Consider the following 16,119-nt stretch of genomic DNA (forward strand, 5'->3'; position numbering starts at 1 on the left):
TCAGCCCCCGGTGACTTGTGGGAAAAACGCGATCTCGTCGAAGTCCTCGATGGGTGCGTCGAGGTTGCACAGGTCCTGGTTCAGCGCGCACATCAGGCTGTTTTCGCCGAGCACCGCCTGCCAGGTCTCGCCCCTGGCCATCAGCAATGTCCTCACGTCGCCGACGCTGCACAACGAATCGTCCAGCGCGATCTTCTCGCCGCCGATACCGAGCTGCTCGCGATAACGGGCAAAGTAGTTGATCAGAATCATGCGGTGACTCCCGCGTCAAAGGCGCCTGATCGTCCGCCCTGTTTCTTCAGCAGCTGGATGCTGTCGATGACCATGCCGCGGTCGACCGCCTTGCACATGTCGTAGATAGTCAGCGCGGCCACGCTGGCCGCGGTGAGGGCTTCCAGCTCGACCCCGGTGCGGCCGTTCAGCCGGCAGCTGGCGACGATCCTGACGCTGTCGGGCTCGACGGCCTTCAGTTCGAGGTGAATCGAGCTGAGCATCAGCGGGTGGCAGAGCGGGATGAGTTCATGGGTTTTCTTCGCCGCCATGATGCCCGCGATGCGCGCGACCGCGAACACGTCGCCCTTGGGGTGGCCGTTCTGCTGGATCATCTGCAAGGTGGCGGGCCGCATGCGCACCCAGGCCTGGGCCTGGGCTTCGCGGTCGGTGGGCTGCTTGTCGCTGACATCGACCATGTTGGCGCGGCCTTCGGCATCCAGGTGAGTCAGGGTGGTGGAATCGTGATTCATGGTTATCCTCGCAGCCGGCTGGCTGGGTTGAGTACTTGATGTCGCCCGGGGAAGCCAGGCGAACACATGGGCGCCGATCAGCTCAGCACGAAGTCCACCGGCTGCAGCACCGGCGGCAGCTGGGTCGCCCCCAGGGCATCCAGCACCTCACGCTCGATGGTGCGTACCAGGGCGTTGGTCGGCAGGTCGTTCTCGTCTCGGCCGAAGGGGTCTTCCAGCTCGTCGCCAATGGCATCCAGGCCGAAGAACGTATAACTGACGATGGCCGTGAAGATCGGCGTCAACCAGCCCAGGGGCTCGGCCATGGCAAAGGGCAGCAGGATGCAGAAGATGTAGCTGGTGCGGTGCAGCAACAGCGTGTAGGGAAAGGGCAATGGCGTGCCCTTGATCCGCTCGCAGATGGTCTGGGCGTTGGTCAGGCTGCTCAGGTGATTGGCCAGCAGCGTGTAGCGCCACTCACTGATCGCCCCCGACTCGGCCAGCACCGAGCACTGTTGGCCGACATGGCGCAGGATGCTGTCCGGCACGTTGGGCGCCTGGGCCGGCGGCAACCGGCTCAGCCAGGTGCCCGCCGCGCTCGACTCGTCTTCCTGGCGCAGCCTGGCGTTGAGGGCATGGGCGAAGCCGCAGAGGTCGCGCAGGATCTTGCCGCGTTGTCGCGAATCCTTGATCGCCTGGGTTTCGCGGATCATCGAACGCACCTCCGTCACCAGCGTGCCCAGGGCCTTGCGCGCTTCATACCAGCGGTCGTAGCAGGCGTTGTTGCGAAAGCTCATGAAGATCGACAGCGACAGGCCCAACAGGGTGAACGGCGTGGCGTTGACCCTGGAGAAATAGGCCGGGTACAGGGTCTCGATAAACACGATGGCCGAGGCCAGCAGGGTCACCAGCAGGCTGCGCAGGGCGATGCGCTTGGCGATCGAGCCCTTGAGGGAGATCAGCACATTGATCAGGTTGGGTTTGGATCTGACGATCATCGCAAGACAGCCTTTTTGCAGAGGGAAAACCGCGCGGGCTAGCCGCCGGTCATGTTCATGAACCGCACCACTTGCACCTCGTCATTGAGTTCGAAGTTGTGGCGGTACGGCTTGATTTTCATCGCCTCGACGATCGCCCGCTCCAGGCGCTCCGGCTCGCCCGGATGGCTGCGCAGCACCTGCTTCAGGTCGACCGAATGCTCGTTGCCCAGGCACAGCAGGAGCCGGCCCTCGACGGTCAGCCGCACCCGGTTGCAGGTGGCGCAGAAGTTGTGGCTGTGGGGCGAGATGAACCCCAGGCGAATCTCCGGCGCCTCGGCCAGGCGCCAGTAACGCGACGGCCCCTGGGTCGATTCGGTGGAGTCGATCAGGGTGTAGCGCTCGGCGATGCGCTCGCGCACCTGGGCGCTGGAAAAGAACGCATCGGCGCGGCTGTGTTCGCTGATCACCCCCAGGGGCATCTCTTCGATAAAGGAGATGTCCAGCCCACGGTCGATGGCAAACCCCACCAGGTCGTTGATCTCGTGATCGTTGCGCCCTTTCATCACCACGCAGTTGAGTTTGGTGTGCTGGAAACCGGCGGCGCTCGCCGCATCGATGCCGGCGATGACCTGGGCCAGGTCGCCGGTACGGGTCAGCTCGCGAAAGCGCCTGGCATCGAGGCTGTCGATGCTGATGTTCAGACGCTTGAGCCCGGCATCGAACAGGGGTGCCGCCAGTTTGCCCAGCTGCGAGCCATTGGTGGTCATGCACAGCTCGCGCAGCCCCGGCAGCGCGGCGATGCGCCGGCACAGCTCGACGACGCCCTGGCGGATCAGGGGTTCGCCCCCGGTCAGGCGGATTTTCCGGGTGCCCAGGGCGACGAAGCTGTGCGCCAGCTGATAGAGCTCCTCCAGGGTCAGGATGCGTTGCCGTGGCAGGAACTGCATGTCTTCGGCCATGCAATACACACAGCGAAAGTCGCAGCGATCGGTCACCGACATCCGCAGATAGTCGACTCGCCTGGAAAAACCATCCCGCAGGATTCGATCTGACATTACCGCCTCCATCAACACTTCAGGCGCATTGACCAGAAGGCTGTTATTGGAAGGCCGCCGTTATAGAGGGGCCTTGTTGCGGCAAGACTAAGTTCAATTAAAAGCGCCGTCTAATCGCTATTAATGACCGGTTGATCAATAGGATCTATCAAGCAAAAAAGCGTCTGAAATCACGCCACCTTAAACAAATAATCCATTGATTTATTTTGGTTTTTTACTTGATAGAGGATCTCGATCAACTGGTCATTAATAGCGATTAGACAGGCACTTCACGACCAACATAGGCTTGTTCCCGTAGTACTTGAGCGGCACCCGTGAAGTGAATAAATGCGCATGCCTTGTAGCTGGCTGCAAATAAAAGCGCATTTAACCGCACAACAAAACAGTCATGAACAATGACTTGGCATTAGGCACAGCCTACGTGCGATGTCCTGGAGAAGAACCATGAGCGAAGTTGAACGCTACAAACCCTACAAGGGAGCAGCCGCCGGTTGGGGCGCGCTGATTGCCGTGACCAAAAACTGGTTGGGCAGCGAAAACGCTTTCAAGAATATTCGCACCATGCTCAAGACCAACCAGAACGGCGGTTTCGACTGCCCGGGTTGCGCCTGGGGCGAATCGCCGGAAAACGGCATGGTCAAGTTCTGCGAGAACGGCGCCAAGGCGGTCAACTGGGAAGCCACCGGGCGCCTGGTCAACCCGGCTTTCTTCAATAAATACACGGTGTCGGCGCTGGCGGCGCAAAGCGACTACTGGCTCGAATACCAGGGCCGCCTGACCCACCCCATGCGTTACGACGCCAGCACTGACCGCTACGTCGAAACCAGCTGGGACGATGCCTTCGCCCTGATCGCCAAGCACCTGAACGCTCTGGAGTCGCCCGACCAGGCCGAGTTCTACACCTCGGGCCGGGCCAGCAACGAGGCCGCCTACCTCTACCAGCTGTTCGTACGTGCCTATGGCACCAACAACTTCCCCGACTGCTCGAACATGTGCCACGAGGCCAGCGGCCTGGGTATGGACGACAGCGTTGGCGTGGGCAAAGGCACGGTGACCTTCGATGACCTGGAGGAAGCCGACGCCATTTTCGTCATCGGCCAGAACCCTGGCACCAACCACCCGCGGATGCTCGAACCGCTGCGTGAGGCAGTGAAGCGTGGCGCCCAGGTGATCTGTTTCAACCCGCTGAAAGAGCGTGGCCTGGAACGCTTCCAGCACCCGCAGCATCCGCTGGAGATGCTCACCAACGGCTCGGAGCCCACCTCCTCCGCCTACTTCCGCCCGGCCCTGGGCGGCGACATGGCGGCCATGCGCGGCATCGCCAAGTTCCTCTGGCAGTGGGAACGCGAAGCCCTGGCGAACAACGGCGAGGCGGTGTTCGACCGCGCCTTCATCGCCGAGCACACCTCGGGCCTGGACGCCTACCTGGCCGAGGTCGACGCCACCAGCTGGGAGCACATCCTCGAACAGTCCGGGCTGTCCCTGGAGGACATCGAGCTGGCCGCGCGCATGTACCGCAAGGCCAAGCGGGTGATCATGTGCTGGGCCATGGGCGTGACCCAGCACACCCACTCGGTGCTGACCGTGCAGGAAGTGGTCAACGTGCAGTTGCTGCGCGGCAACATCGGCCGTCCGGGCGCCGGGCTGTCGCCGGTGCGCGGCCACAGTAACGTGCAGGGCGACCGCACCATGGGCATCAATGAACTGGCCCCTACCGAATTGCTCGATGCCCTGGAGGCGCGTTTTGCCTTCAAGGCGCCGCGCAAGCACGGGCACAACACGGTGATGGCGATCGCCGCCATGGAAGAAGGTCGCGCCAAGGTGTTCATCGGCCTGGGCGGCAACTTCGCCCAGGCCACCCCCGACAGCCCGCGCACCCATGCAGCCCTGCGCAACTGCGAGCTGACCGTGCACATCGCCACCAAACTCAATCGCAGCCACCTGGTCACCGGCCGCGAGGCGCTGATTCTGCCGTGCCTGGGGCGCACCGATATCGACCTGCAAGCCCAGGGCCCGCAAGGCGTCACCGTGGAAGACACCTTCAGCATGGTGCACATCTCCCACGGCCAGCTGAAACCCAAGTCGCCGCTGATGCGTTCGGAACCGGCGATCATCGCCGGGATCGCCAACGCCACCCTCGGCAGCCACCCCATCGACTGGCTGTGGGTGATCGAGGATTACAGCCGGATCCGCAACCTGATCGCCGACACCATTCCCGGCTTCAAGGATTTCAACAAGAAGCTGCTGCACCCCGGTGGCTTCCACCTGGGCAACGACGCCGCCCAGCGCATCTGGAAAACCGCCACCGGCAAGGCCCAGTTCACCCCCGGCGTGCTGCCGGAACACCTGGTGAGCAAGGGCGTGCGCGACCTGGGAGTGAAGCCGGAGCTGATCCTGCAGACCATGCGCTCCCACGATCAGTACAACACCACCCTGTATGGCCTGGACGATCGTTATCGCGGGGTCTACGGCATGCGCGACGTGGTGTTCGTCAACGAGCAGGACATTCGCCAGCTGGGCTACGAGCCTGGGCAGAAGGTCGACATGATCTCGCTGTGGGGCGACGGTCGCGAGCGCCGGGTGAGCGGCTTCACCCTGATCGCCTACGACATTCCCGCCGGCCAGGCCGCGGCCTACTACCCGGAAACCAACCCTTTGGTACCACTGGAAAGCTACGGCGACCGCACCTTCACCCCGACCTCGAAGTTCATCGCGATCCGCCTTGAACCGGCGCCGGCCAGCAACCTGATCCAGTCCTCCGTCGATTGAACCTGCCCGGGGCGGCGCGCGTCGCCCCGGCCCTTTCGAAACCTGCATTGCCGTCGACCGCGAGCCGCAAGGCGCACCGCGGTCGGCCGTGCCGTGCACAGGTCTCGAGCCACTCTGAGGGTATCGTCATGCCAAACCTGGAAGCGCTCGACCTGGCGCGAATTCAATTCGCGTTCACGGTCTCGTTCCACATCATCTTTCCCGCCATCACCATCGGGCTGGCCAGCTTCCTGGCCGTGCTCGAAGGCCTGTGGCTGAAAAGCAATAATCCGGTCTACAAGGACCTGTACCACTTCTGGTCGAAAATCTTTGCCGTCAACTTCGGCATGGGGGTGGTCTCCGGGCTGGTCATGGCCTACGAGTTCGGCACCAACTGGAGCCGTTTCTCGGACTTCGCCGGGAGCATTACCGGGCCCCTGCTGACCTATGAAGTGCTGACCGCGTTTTTCCTCGAGGCCGGTTTCCTCGGGGTGATGCTGTTCGGCTGGAACCGGGTCGGCCGTGGGCTGCACTTCTTCTCCACGGTCATGGTGGCCATCGGCACGCTGATCTCGACCTTCTGGATCCTCGCCTCCAACAGCTGGATGCAGACGCCACAAGGCTTCTCCATCGTCGATGGGCGGATCGTGCCGATGGACTGGCTGGCCATCGTGTTCAACCCTTCGTTCCCGTTCCGCCTGGCGCACATGGCGATCGCCGCGTTCGTCGCCACGGCGTTTTTTGTCGGCTCGTCCGCGGCCTGGCACCTGCTGCGCAAGAACGACACGCCGCAGGTGCGCAAGATGCTGTCGATGGCAATGTGGATGGCCTTGATCGTCGCGCCGATCCAGGCGGTGGTCGGGGATGCCCACGGCCTGAACACCCTGGAACATCAGCCGGCGAAAATCGCCGCCATCGAAGGCCACTGGGAAAACATCGGCAACCAACCGACGCCGCTGGTGCTGTTCGGCATCCCCGACATGGACGCCGAGAAGACCGGTTATGCGATCGAAGTGCCTTACCTGGGCAGCCTGATCCTGACCCACAGCCTGGACAAGCAGATCCCGGCGCTCAAGAGCTTCCCGAAAGAGGACCGGCCGAACGCGACCATCATCTTCTTCAGCTTCCGGATCATGGCCGGGCTGGGCATGTTGATGATCCTCACCGGCCTGCTCGGCCTGGCCCTGCGCCGCAACGGTGCGCTGTACCGCAACCGGCTGTTCCTGCGCCTGGTGCTGTTCATGGGCCCGACCGGGCTGATCGCCATGCTCGCCGGCTGGATCACCACCGAGGTCGGCCGCCAGCCGTGGGTGGTGTACGGCTTGCAGCGCACCGCCGACGCGGCGTCGAACCACTCGGTCAGCCAACTGAGCATCTCGCTGGCGCTGTTCGTGTTGATCTACTTCTCGGTGTTCACCGTGGGCATCGCCTACATGATGAAGCTGGTCCGCAAGGGCCCGCAGCCCCATCACGATCATCCGCCACACGGCGGCCCCGGCCAGGACCGCACGCCGCGCCGGCCGCTGTCCGCAGTCCCCGAGACCTTCGCGTCCGGCAACCCTGCCAACTGAACAAGGAGCTTGCCCATGGGCATTCAAGGTATAGATCTGTCGTTGATCTGGGGCGTGATCATCGCCTTCGGGGTGATGATGTACGTCATCATGGATGGCTTCGACCTGGGACTGGGGATCCTCTTCCCGCTGATCCCGGACGCGCAGGAGCGCGACGTGATGATGAACACCGTGGCGCCGGTCTGGGACGGTAACGAGACCTGGCTGATCCTCGGTGGCGCGGCGCTGTACGGGGCCTTCCCGCTGGCCTATTCGGTGATTCTGGAGGCCTTGTACCTGCCGCTGATTTTCATGCTGGCCGGCTTGATCTTCCGCGGCGTAGCCTTTGAGTTCCGCTTCAAGGCCAGCCCGGAAAAACGCCATATCTGGGACATGGCGTTCATTGGCGGCTCGCTGCTGGCGACCTTCTGCCAGGGCATCGTGATTGGCAGTTACATCGCCGGGATCCCGGTGGTCAATCGCCAGTTCGCCGGTGGCAACCTCGACTGGCTGGCGCCGTTCCCGCTGTTCTGCGGCCTGGGCCTGATCGTCGCCTACGCGCTGCTGGGCAGCACCTGGCTGCTGGTCAAGACCGAAGGCATGCTGGAATCGCGGATGCGCCATTACAGCCGGCCGCTGGCATTCGTGCTGATGGCGGTGGTCGCGGTGCTCTGCGTGTGGACGCCCTTGCTGCATCCGGAAATCGCCAGCCGCTGGTTCACCCACGCGCATATCGTGGTCTTCGGCGCCCTGGTGGTCCTCGGGTTGCTGGCGCTGTTCGGGCTGCTGCGCACCTTGCGCCAGCATCACTCGCACTGGCCGTTCGTGTTCACCCTGGCGCTGGTGTTCCTCGGCTACATCGGCCTGGCCTTCAGCATCTGGCCGAATATCGTGCCGCCTTCCATCAGCCTGTGGCAGGCGGCATCGCCCCCGTCCAGCCAGCTGTTCATCCTGATCGGCACCCTGTTCATCCTGCCGATCATCCTGATGTACACCTGCTGGAGCTACTACGTGTTCCGCGGCAAAGTGAGGATCGGCGATGGTTACCATTGACAGCAAAACCCTTCGCCCCCCTGCCAGGCTGCGGCCTTTCTACCAGCAGGTGGCGCAGCTGAGCCTGCTGTTCCTCGGTGGGCTGCTGATGCTGGCCGCTGCCACCGCACTGATGATGGAGTTGGCTTATGGAAGGCTCTGAGGTATCGAGCACTGAAGGTCAGGCTGCCCCCTGGTATCGGCGGCTGGCGTGGCTGGTGGGCATCTGGTTTGGCAGTGTGCTGGCCCTGGGTGCGGTGGCCGGGCTGCTGCGGCTGATGATGCAGCTGGCCGGGATGAGCAGTCACTGATTGCTGGCTGCACCGGTAAGGCCCGGCGCTTTTTTGGGGGCGCCGGCGCCTTTGCCGGTTTGTGGTTCCAATCAGCCAGATGCAACGAGCCCGCGAGGCCCTCACCTCGCGGGCTCGTTGTATCCGGATCAGGGCTGGCGTTCGGCCAACGCTTCCAGCAGATCGGCCGAAGGCACGAAGAACAGGCCGCCGGTCACCGCCGTGCTGAAATCCAGCAGACGGTCATAGTTGCCCGCCGGCCGTCCGACAAACATGTTTTCCAGCATTTGCTCGATGGGCTCCGGCGAACGCGCGTAGCCAATGAAATAGGTGCCGAACTCCCCCGCCCCGGGCCGGCCGAACGGCATGTTGTCGCGCAGGATCTTCACCTCTTCGCCGTCCTTGGTGATGGTGGTCAAGGCACTGTGGGAAGAGCTCGGCTTGACGGCATCGTCGAGTTCGATGTCGGACAGCTTCTTGCGCCCGATCACCCGTTCCTGTTCCTCGACCGACAGCTCGTTCCAGGCGTTCATGTTATGCAGGTACTTCTGCACCAGCACATAACTGCCGCCGCTGAACGCCGGATCTTCATCGCCGACCAGGGTGAACTCGATGGCCTTGCGCCCGACCGGGTTTTCCGTGCCATCGACAAAGCCGATGATGCTGCGCATGTCGAAATAGCGGAAACCCTGCACCTCGTCGACCACCGTGATCGCATCGCCCAGCGCCGCGATCAGTTGCGTCGCCAGCTCGAAACACAGGTCCATCTGGTCCGCGCGAATGTGCAGCAGGATGTCGCCCGGGGTCGCCACGGCCCGGCGCTCTTGCGGGCCGAACTCGCGAAAGGCGTGCAGGGACGCCGGGCGCGGGCCGCCAAACAGCCGGTCCCAAGCCGCCGAAGCAAAACCGCAGACACACGACAGGTTACCCGCGGGCACCCGCTTGCCAACCGAACGGGTGAGGCCCGCCACATCCTCGCACCAGCCCCGTACCTTGGCGGCGGCGTCACTGCCAGGGGCCAGGGTGGCGACGATAAAGATCGCGCTGCTGGTAATCGGGTTGCAGACAGATTGCGGTTCAGGACTGGCGTCGGATATAGGCATGTTCTGTACTCGGCGGAACGGGATAGAAGGACCGCAGAGTAGCAAACAATCGCCCAGTCACAGTGCCTGAGTGGACCGCGGCGCTTACTGCGCCGCCACCCGACGACGCAAGCCCAGGCTCCAGCCCTGCTGCATGCCGGCCGCCGCCAGCAGGATGGCGATCACGCCGATCCATTGCAGCAGCTCCAGGCGATGGCCGAAGGCAAACCAGTCGACGAAGATCGCCGCAATCGGGTAGATGAACGACAGCGCGCCGGTCAGTGCGGTCGGCAGTTTCTGGATCGCGCCGTACAACAGCACGTACATCACCCCGGTGTGCACGATGCCCAGGGTCAGCAGGCTGGCCCAGGCACCCGGCGCCGTGGGCAGCGCGGAAAGATTGGCCCAGGGCGCCAGCAGCAACACCCCGGTGCAGACCTGGATCAGCGCGATCAGGTGCGGCGGCGTGCCGGTCAGGCGCTTGATCAGCAACGCGGCGAAGGCGTACAGCAGGGCCGCCCCCAGCGCCAGGGCGATCCCCAGCAGATAATCATTGCCCCCCGCGCCCTGCTCGCCATGGGCACTGACGATCGCCAGCATCCCGGCAAAGGAAATGCTCAGCCAGAACAGTTTCTGCGCGGTGATTTTCTCGCCGAGAAACAATGCCGCCAGCCCCACCAGCATGAACGGCTGGACGTTGTAGACCGCGGTGCCGATGGCGATCGAGGCCCGGGAATAGGAGGCGAACAGCAGCACCCAGTTGCCGACGATGGCGACACCACTGAGCACGGCGAGGAGAAAGGTGGTGCGCGTCAGGATGCCGGGGCGCAGAAAACCGAAGCCGGCGCAGATCAGCAGCAGGGTCGCGGCGCCGAACACGCAGCGCCAGAACACCACGTCCAGCACCGGCTGCCCGGACACCAGCACGAACCAGCCGATGGTCCCGGAAATCAACATGGCAGCGGTCATTTCCAGTGAGCCGCGGCGTAACAATTTGTCCATGATCACTCTCCTCAACAAGAGCCAAAAGTATGACAATCGGCTCCTGCCCCGCTCAAGACTCAACGGCAGGCTAAACTCGGCTTACACCTTTTTTATCAAGGTATTTCTTAGGTTTTACCTAATGAGGCTGACATGATCGACGAGATTGACCAGGCGCTGATCAGCGCCCTGATGGAAGACTCACGCCGTTCGCTCAAGGCGCTGGCACAGATCAGCGGGCTGTCCTCGCCCAGCGTCGCCGAACGCCTGCGACGCCTGGAAGAGCGCGGCGTGCTCAAGGCCTATACCGTCGAAGTCGACCCCAGGTTCTTCGGCTATCAGTTGCAGGCCATCGTGCGCATCCGGCCACTGCCGGGGAAACTCCAGGAAGTCGAACGGCAGATCCTGGCCATCCCCGAGTTCACCGAATGCGACAAGGTCACGGGCGAAGACTGCTTTATCGCCCGCCTGCATGTGCGCGACATGGAGCAACTGGACAACCTGCTCGACCACCTCAACAGCTGCGCGGAAACCAACACCGCGATCGTCAAGAAAAGCCCGGTGAAACGGCGATTGCCGCCGATGGCGTAATGCATGAGCTCACGCACGGCGCTTGTCCCCTGGCGCCTAAAAACTGACTAGACTCAGGGCCTCATCGACGAAGGACTCGCACCGTGAAAACCTGTTTTCTGTTGCTGGCGGCATTGATGCTCTCGGGCTGTGGAACCATCGATACCGTCTTCAGGGAGGATGCGGTGGCCAGCCAGAAACTCAAGGAGCGAAAATCGTACTGCGGTGGAGTCCCGCGCATCTACAGTGGCGTGACTTATGACTTCTGCAGCATGCACGCCCCTGTGCCAGAAAACGGAAGAACTCCCACCGGCCCTGCCTCGACCCAAGGCATGCTGCTCGACATGGCCGTTTCAGGCGTGCTCGACACCTTGCTGCTGCCCTACACCATCTATCAACAACAAACCGACGGCAGCCTGATCATTGCCGAGTAGCGCTCCTGGACGGCAACAAACTCTGCGTGTGCTGCCACGACCCGGCTTGACCCTGGCCGGGCGACCAGATCGCAGACAACAAAAAGCCCGCCGAAGCGGGCTTTTTTTTCAAGGCTGGCGATCAGTCGTCGCGGCCCATGATGCCGAACAGCTGCAACAGGCTGACGAACAGGTTGTAGATCGATACATACAGGCTGATGGTCGCCATGATGTAGTTCCGCTCGCCGCCATGGATGATGGCGCTGGTCTGGTACAGGATGCACACCGAGGAGAACAGCACGAAGCCCGCGCTGATCGCCAGTTGCAGGCCGCTGATCTGGAAGAACAGGCTGGCCAGCGTCGCGCCCAGCAGGACGAAGAAACCGGCGGTGATGAAACCACCGAGGAAGCTCATGTCCTTGCGGGAGATCAGCACGTAGGCCGACAGGCCACCGAACACCAGCGCGGTCATCGCAAAGGCCGAGCTGACCACTTCCGCGCCGCCCTGCATGCCCAGGTAACGGTTGAGGATCGGGCCGAGCAGGAAGCCCATGAAACCGGTCAGGGCAAACGCCGACACCAGGCCCCAGGCCGAATCACGGAGTTTGTTGGTGAGGAAGAACAGACCGTAGAAACCGATCAGCACCACGAAGATGTTCGGATAACCGACCCGCATCTGCTGGGCCACGTAAGCCATCACGCCACTGAAGGCGAGAGTGAGAGCGAGTAGGCCGTAGGTGTTGCGCAGGACGCGGCTAACTTCTAGCTGCTCGGCCTGCACGCTGTTATTAACTGCGTAATCCTGTTCGCGCATGGCGACACTCCTGTTGGTTTGAAACGTTCAGTGGCAAAGATCATAACAGACGCTCTGCAACAAGCCATGCACAGAGTTTGACAGTGTGTTTCATTCAGGTATTATGGCGCCCGCAACAAAAACGGAGGTGTGGCCGAGTGGTTTAAGGCAACGGTCTTGAAAACCGTCGACTGTAACAGGTCCATGAGTTCGAATCCCATCGCCTCCGCCATATTCGTCACGCTAAAGCCCCGATTATTCGGGGCTTTTTCGTTTCTGGGGTTTGAGGATCGATGCTGCTTTTGGGAGTCCCGCCGCAAAGGTAACCAGCGTCGACAGCGCAACATGGATGGTGAAGACCTTGCCGCCGTTGTTGTGCGGAGTTAATTCAAAAACTTCACAAAAATCAGCTCTGGATCACCAGGGTCAAGATTCTCCACAGTCCCGCTGTATTGATATCCACTCTGTACCAACAATTGCCGCATGGGTGTATTGGACGTGTTGGTCGAAGTGAAGATCTTTCTGGCAGAGGAGCAATGCTCCAAGTGAGCAATGATTTGCCTACCTGCACCAGAACGTCTATGAGCGTTTGAAACGACTACAAGCGGGATGAACCACTCCCCGAAAAAGCTTTTGTCCAAGCAGCCGTAACCGATCGGGACACTGGGATCGTTCGGCTCACAAGCAACCCAGCATTCGCCCGAGCCTACTACCCATTCTATTTGTGCTCGACGGCCGTGGTCTTTTGCCGCTATAGGATCCACACGCACCAACCATTCGATATCGCTCAAGACGGCCTGTCTGATTTGCCAATTCATGATCGCGTCCCTTCGGTCAAATTCGCCGGAGTTTACTTCAGCTCCGATGCCCCAGATGCTATTACGCTCAGCGATAGTTCTGATGCAAAGCGCAAATTCGACCATGAACGGGCTAATTGACGCTGGTTACACTGGGTACGCCGAAGGTCCAGTGCCTCTACAGCACGCTATACGGCACTCGCAGCACAATGCATGACAGATCCAAACCTCACTTGCTGCCAGTGCGCGACCACTCATCATCCATAGCGCCCGCGGTATTGGCGACTATCAGCGCCACGACACAGGCAAACAACGCGAACACGGCAAAGACCCCCATCACATGCAAGTAAGGCAGTGCGTTATTCCACGCTCGAGCCACCCCCAGGAAGGCGGCAAATAACCAGCCACTCATGGAGAGCGCGCCCAAGAGAGCAAGGCGAGTACGGGCGGAGTTGGGTAACGAGGCAAAAGGAGCCTTCTGCAGCAGCGGGAAACCGATCCGATGCAACAAAGCGCCGTTGAGGCTAAGCAGCGCGACGACACTGGCCTTGGCCCAGAGTTTTTGATTGAGCAGATACGCACTGCCCTCATAGAGGTAGCCTTGGAGCACCAGCAACAAGCCACTTCCCCAAAGAGCCAATAGCGCGAGCATGACGATCTTTTGAGTCTCGTCGAGGTACTCACGCTGCACCTGGCCCAGCACATCCTTGCGCCAGCTCCAGAGCTTTTGATCAGCCTGTAACACCCTCCCCAGAGCAATACAGGTGGCAATCAGATGACCATACACGAGTAGCATTTTGAGCATTACCTTGACCTTATTCTTATGTGGGCAATGCACTCCCTCGCACCCTTGATTTGAAACTAAATGATACGTACTCATATTTGTATCAACAAGTTACCTGCCCAGCCGTCCATCTGGATCTGGAGTCGCCTGGCCGGCGCCTACGGCATACATTTGCCCTTGAAAACCGGCTTGTACCTGCCTCGAGAAAGTCTGAGGGTCGAGTGCTCAATCGATACCACAGAGCACCGTCATCATGGGTATAACGGTCGGCAGACCTTGGTCATGTGCAAGGAGATGGATGCAAAAAGCCCGGCACTATGGCCGGGCTCTGGTTATTTTCTGGATTCCATCATCTTGTCGGCGAGCGTCTTGGCTCTTTCGATCAACAGGTTCTGCCTGTCTTCGTGAGTGGCCACTCCTACGACCGGTGCCGTCAGGTTGCTTTCGGCAATCAACGCAGCGCAGAAGTATTGATCCCAGACTCTTTGTTCCGACGCCTGCTTGCTTACTTGGTCGGCGATCATATGGGACTCCTTTTGACGAGGTAGCACCGCCATTTTACGCCTGAATCGCGGGCAACCCCTGCCGTAACGGATAGCCGGCAAATGGCGTGATACCTGTCGAACCGTTCGAGCTTCCGGTGCTGTTTGGCAGTTATTTCACGCCAATATCTTCTGCAAAACGAAGCAGATAACCGTCAGGGTCCAGGACCAGGAAATTCCTCTGCCCGAATTGCCGGTCATTGCTGCGGTACCAATGCTCTTCGACGGATCTCCTGATCGCGCAACCAGCCTTCTCCAGTGCACAAACCAGGGCAAAGGCATCCGGACACTCGATGGAGAGGTTCATGCCACGTCCGTAGGGAGGCTCCAGGGGGCCCACACGCCAGGGTGAATCGTCATGCCAGTCCTGCTCCAGCATGATCTGGCTGTTGCCAAAGGAGAGAAAGGCAAACTTGTCTTCGGGTCGGTCGTACTCGACCCTGAAACCCAACACGTCACAGTAGAAATACAGACTCTGCTGCAGGTCCGAAACGATCAGTTCCGGCACCAGGGCGTTCAACTTGAACATGCTCTAGCATCCATTCAGTTCCTTGGCCGGCCAATTTACCTGGTTCTCTGCATGCCGGCTTATTTAGCGCGCGGAATGACCTGTCATTGCACCTTCTGCTCGCTGCCAATCTTCTTGGCCCTGTCGATCCCCCACTCAAACGCATCCTCCATATCCAGGCCATCCGGGGCCAGGTCATTATCCTCGACAATAACGCTGCCATCCGGCTTGTAGATGCCGATGAACATCTTGAGCGAGCCATCTCTGAGGATCTCTGATCGCACCTTGATCTTGCACCCATTGGAAAGGGTTTCACTGTGGTTCAAATGGCGCTCAGTCATGGCCGCATCCCTCAGTAAATGAAGTTCGAGTAAGGCACAGCCCATTGATTCATGCCAGTCGATAGGCCCCCATCAAGAGTTAGAGACAGATTTTCCGAAGGCAATAAAAAGCCCCGCACAAGTGGCGAGGCTGTTTTTGTATCTGTCAGCACTTCAGCCGGCAGGTTTCAGTGGCGCCGGGGCGGCCATGACATAACGGGACATCAGGTAGGCGACCAGGCCGCCCAATGCCGCGCCCGCCGCATCGGCCAGAAACAGCGCCAGTTGAGAGGCCGAATGCTGGTAGACCCTGCACATCGCCACCCAGGCGTTTTCCATGAAACCGGAAGCCCAGTCCCACCCACAGGGGTACACCATCAAGAAGGCCAGCCCGGCGAGGGTGATCCATCCGGACAACCTGGACGGGGCCTGCGAGAAGACGAACCGGGCCAGCTGGCAGATACCGACAAAGAGCCAGGCCGCCAGCATGCTTCTCATGAATTGATCGAATAACTCGAAAAAGGCCATGGCAACCTACGCTGAAAAATCACCGAGCGATGATAGCCATTCGCGTCGCCATAAAAAACCCGGCGCAATGGCCGGGTTTTCATCAATCGCGTAGCGGTGCCTGCAGCTGGAGCCGCGAATCCGGTCCTGTGCCGGGCCCCTTTATCGGCCAGCGGCCTGGCAGGCTCCTGCGCCCTCTTCCCCCACGCCTCCTGCGACCTGGACCAGGGCTTCCAGCAAGGCCTCGGTGTGGTTGATCGATTCCCGGATCTCATCGAAGGCATCCTCCAGATCGCGCACCCTCGCTGTCGCCGAAGCACCGCACAGGGCTTGCTGGATCTGGAACTCATCCTGCTTGAATTGCAGGACATTGGCCCGCAGCCCTTCGATACGAAGGGACAGCTGCGAGATGTGGTGGCGGCGACGCTGAACCATTTTGGTTCTC

Annotated in this window: 21 protein-coding genes and 1 tRNA gene; 8 read left to right on the forward strand and 14 right to left on the reverse strand. The window is 61.0% G+C overall.

All coding sequences use genetic code 11. The annotated features are described in order from the left end of the window. The 4 genes from DK261_RS09245 to moaA form a co-directional block, all read right to left on the reverse strand. Positions 1-252: a MoaD/ThiS family protein gene (locus tag DK261_RS09245; RefSeq protein ID WP_110175626.1), complete on the reverse strand. Its 252-nt coding sequence runs from the start codon at positions 250-252 to the stop codon at positions 1-3. Next, positions 249-743, reverse strand: coding sequence for a cyclic pyranopterin monophosphate synthase MoaC (gene moaC, locus DK261_RS09250; RefSeq protein ID WP_110175627.1), 495 nt, complete (start codon positions 741-743; stop codon positions 249-251). The genes DK261_RS09245 and moaC overlap by 4 nt, the downstream gene beginning before the upstream one ends. A gap of 77 nt (positions 744-820) precedes the next feature. Then, positions 821-1,720 carry a bestrophin family protein gene (locus DK261_RS09255; RefSeq protein ID WP_110175628.1) on the reverse strand — a complete coding sequence of 300 codons (900 nt, stop codon included), beginning with the start codon at positions 1,718-1,720 and terminating at the stop codon, positions 821-823. A gap of 38 nt (positions 1,721-1,758) precedes the next feature. Next, the gene (gene moaA / locus DK261_RS09260) at positions 1,759-2,757 is read right to left on the reverse strand and encodes a GTP 3',8-cyclase MoaA (protein WP_110175629.1); all 999 of its coding nucleotides are present in this window, start codon (positions 2,755-2,757) and stop codon (positions 1,759-1,761) included. A gap of 444 nt (positions 2,758-3,201) precedes the next feature. On the opposite strand from moaA, the gene DK261_RS09265 reads away from it, so the two are divergent. From DK261_RS09265 to DK261_RS09280, 5 genes are all read left to right on the forward strand, one after another. Continuing rightward, entirely contained in the window at positions 3,202-5,526 is a 2,325-nt protein-coding gene (locus DK261_RS09265) for an FdhF/YdeP family oxidoreductase (RefSeq protein ID WP_110175630.1), read from the forward strand. A gap of 128 nt (positions 5,527-5,654) precedes the next feature. After that, positions 5,655-7,076: a cytochrome ubiquinol oxidase subunit I gene (locus DK261_RS09270; RefSeq protein ID WP_110175631.1), complete on the forward strand. Its 1,422-nt coding sequence runs from the start codon at positions 5,655-5,657 to the stop codon at positions 7,074-7,076. 15 nt (positions 7,077-7,091) lie between these two features. Then, entirely contained in the window at positions 7,092-8,108 is a 1,017-nt protein-coding gene (gene cydB, locus DK261_RS09275; protein WP_028682832.1) for a cytochrome d ubiquinol oxidase subunit II, read from the forward strand. Then, positions 8,095-8,250: a hypothetical protein gene (locus tag DK261_RS33170; protein WP_173424515.1), complete on the forward strand. Its 156-nt coding sequence runs from the start codon at positions 8,095-8,097 to the stop codon at positions 8,248-8,250. Before cydB ends, DK261_RS33170 begins: the two co-directional genes overlap by 14 nt. Further along, positions 8,237-8,398 (forward strand): DUF2474 domain-containing protein, encoded by a 162-nt coding sequence (locus tag DK261_RS09280; RefSeq protein ID WP_080684205.1) that lies wholly within the window; start codon positions 8,237-8,239, stop codon positions 8,396-8,398. The genes DK261_RS33170 and DK261_RS09280 overlap by 14 nt, the downstream gene beginning before the upstream one ends. Before the next feature lie 128 nt (positions 8,399-8,526). On the opposite strand, the gene DK261_RS09285 is transcribed toward DK261_RS09280, so the two are convergent. Together DK261_RS09285 and DK261_RS09290 are read right to left on the reverse strand one after the other, a co-directional pair. Next, positions 8,527-9,480, reverse strand: a complete 954-nt coding sequence (locus DK261_RS09285; RefSeq protein WP_009049734.1) for a Dyp-type peroxidase — start codon at positions 9,478-9,480, stop codon at positions 8,527-8,529. An 84-nt stretch (positions 9,481-9,564) separates the two neighbouring features. Beyond that, the gene (locus DK261_RS09290) at positions 9,565-10,461 is read right to left on the reverse strand and encodes a DMT family transporter (protein WP_009049735.1); all 897 of its coding nucleotides are present in this window, start codon (positions 10,459-10,461) and stop codon (positions 9,565-9,567) included. 132 nt (positions 10,462-10,593) lie between these two features. On the opposite strand from DK261_RS09290, the gene DK261_RS09295 reads away from it, so the two are divergent. Both DK261_RS09295 and DK261_RS09300 read left to right on the forward strand, forming a co-directional pair. After that, on the forward strand, positions 10,594-11,031 hold the full coding sequence (locus DK261_RS09295; RefSeq protein ID WP_009049736.1) for an Lrp/AsnC family transcriptional regulator: 438 nt from the start codon (positions 10,594-10,596) through the stop codon (positions 11,029-11,031). Positions 11,032-11,114: 83 nt separating this feature from the next. Continuing rightward, a complete protein-coding gene (locus DK261_RS09300) occupies positions 11,115-11,444 on the forward strand; it encodes a YceK/YidQ family lipoprotein (protein ID WP_036985051.1) in 330 nt (109 codons plus the stop codon). Between the two features lie 121 nt (positions 11,445-11,565). Here the strand turns inward: DK261_RS09300 and DK261_RS09305 are convergent, their stop codons facing one another. Further along, complete coding sequence (locus tag DK261_RS09305) at positions 11,566-12,237, reverse strand: Bax inhibitor-1/YccA family protein (RefSeq protein WP_007929309.1); 672 nt, start codon at positions 12,235-12,237, stop codon at positions 11,566-11,568. A 123-nt stretch (positions 12,238-12,360) separates the two neighbouring features. Here DK261_RS09305 and DK261_RS09310 point away from each other — a divergent pair. Beyond that, positions 12,361-12,448, forward strand: a tRNA-Ser gene (locus DK261_RS09310). Positions 12,449-12,599: 151 nt separating this feature from the next. Here DK261_RS09310 and DK261_RS09315 read toward each other — a convergent pair. The 7 genes from DK261_RS09315 to DK261_RS09345 all read right to left on the reverse strand — a co-directional run bounded on the left by DK261_RS09315 (position 12,600) and on the right by DK261_RS09345 (position 16,109). Next, positions 12,600-13,034: a GNAT family N-acetyltransferase gene (locus DK261_RS09315; protein ID WP_110175822.1), complete on the reverse strand. Its 435-nt coding sequence runs from the start codon at positions 13,032-13,034 to the stop codon at positions 12,600-12,602. A 208-nt stretch (positions 13,035-13,242) separates the two neighbouring features. Further along, a complete protein-coding gene (locus tag DK261_RS09320) occupies positions 13,243-13,818 on the reverse strand; it encodes a hypothetical protein (protein ID WP_016701863.1) in 576 nt (191 codons plus the stop codon). 311 nt (positions 13,819-14,129) lie between these two features. Further along, entirely contained in the window at positions 14,130-14,321 is a 192-nt protein-coding gene (locus DK261_RS09325; protein ID WP_009049740.1) for a hypothetical protein, read from the reverse strand. A 130-nt stretch (positions 14,322-14,451) separates the two neighbouring features. Beyond that, positions 14,452-14,868 (reverse strand): VOC family protein, encoded by a 417-nt coding sequence (locus tag DK261_RS09330; RefSeq protein WP_009049741.1) that lies wholly within the window; start codon positions 14,866-14,868, stop codon positions 14,452-14,454. Between the two features lie 83 nt (positions 14,869-14,951). Beyond that, a complete protein-coding gene (locus DK261_RS09335) occupies positions 14,952-15,188 on the reverse strand; it encodes a hypothetical protein (protein WP_028682827.1) in 237 nt (78 codons plus the stop codon). Positions 15,189-15,341: 153 nt separating this feature from the next. Then, positions 15,342-15,665 (reverse strand): hypothetical protein, encoded by a 324-nt coding sequence (locus tag DK261_RS09340; RefSeq protein ID WP_169751699.1) that lies wholly within the window; start codon positions 15,663-15,665, stop codon positions 15,342-15,344. A gap of 171 nt (positions 15,666-15,836) precedes the next feature. Then, a complete protein-coding gene (locus DK261_RS09345) occupies positions 15,837-16,109 on the reverse strand; it encodes a hypothetical protein (protein WP_009049744.1) in 273 nt (90 codons plus the stop codon). Positions 16,110-16,119 lie beyond the last annotated feature (10 nt).

The sequence above is a fragment of the Pseudomonas sp. RW409 genome (assembly GCF_003184125.1).
Taxonomy (GTDB): Bacteria; Pseudomonadota; Gammaproteobacteria; order Pseudomonadales; family Pseudomonadaceae; genus Aquipseudomonas; species Aquipseudomonas chlororaphis_I.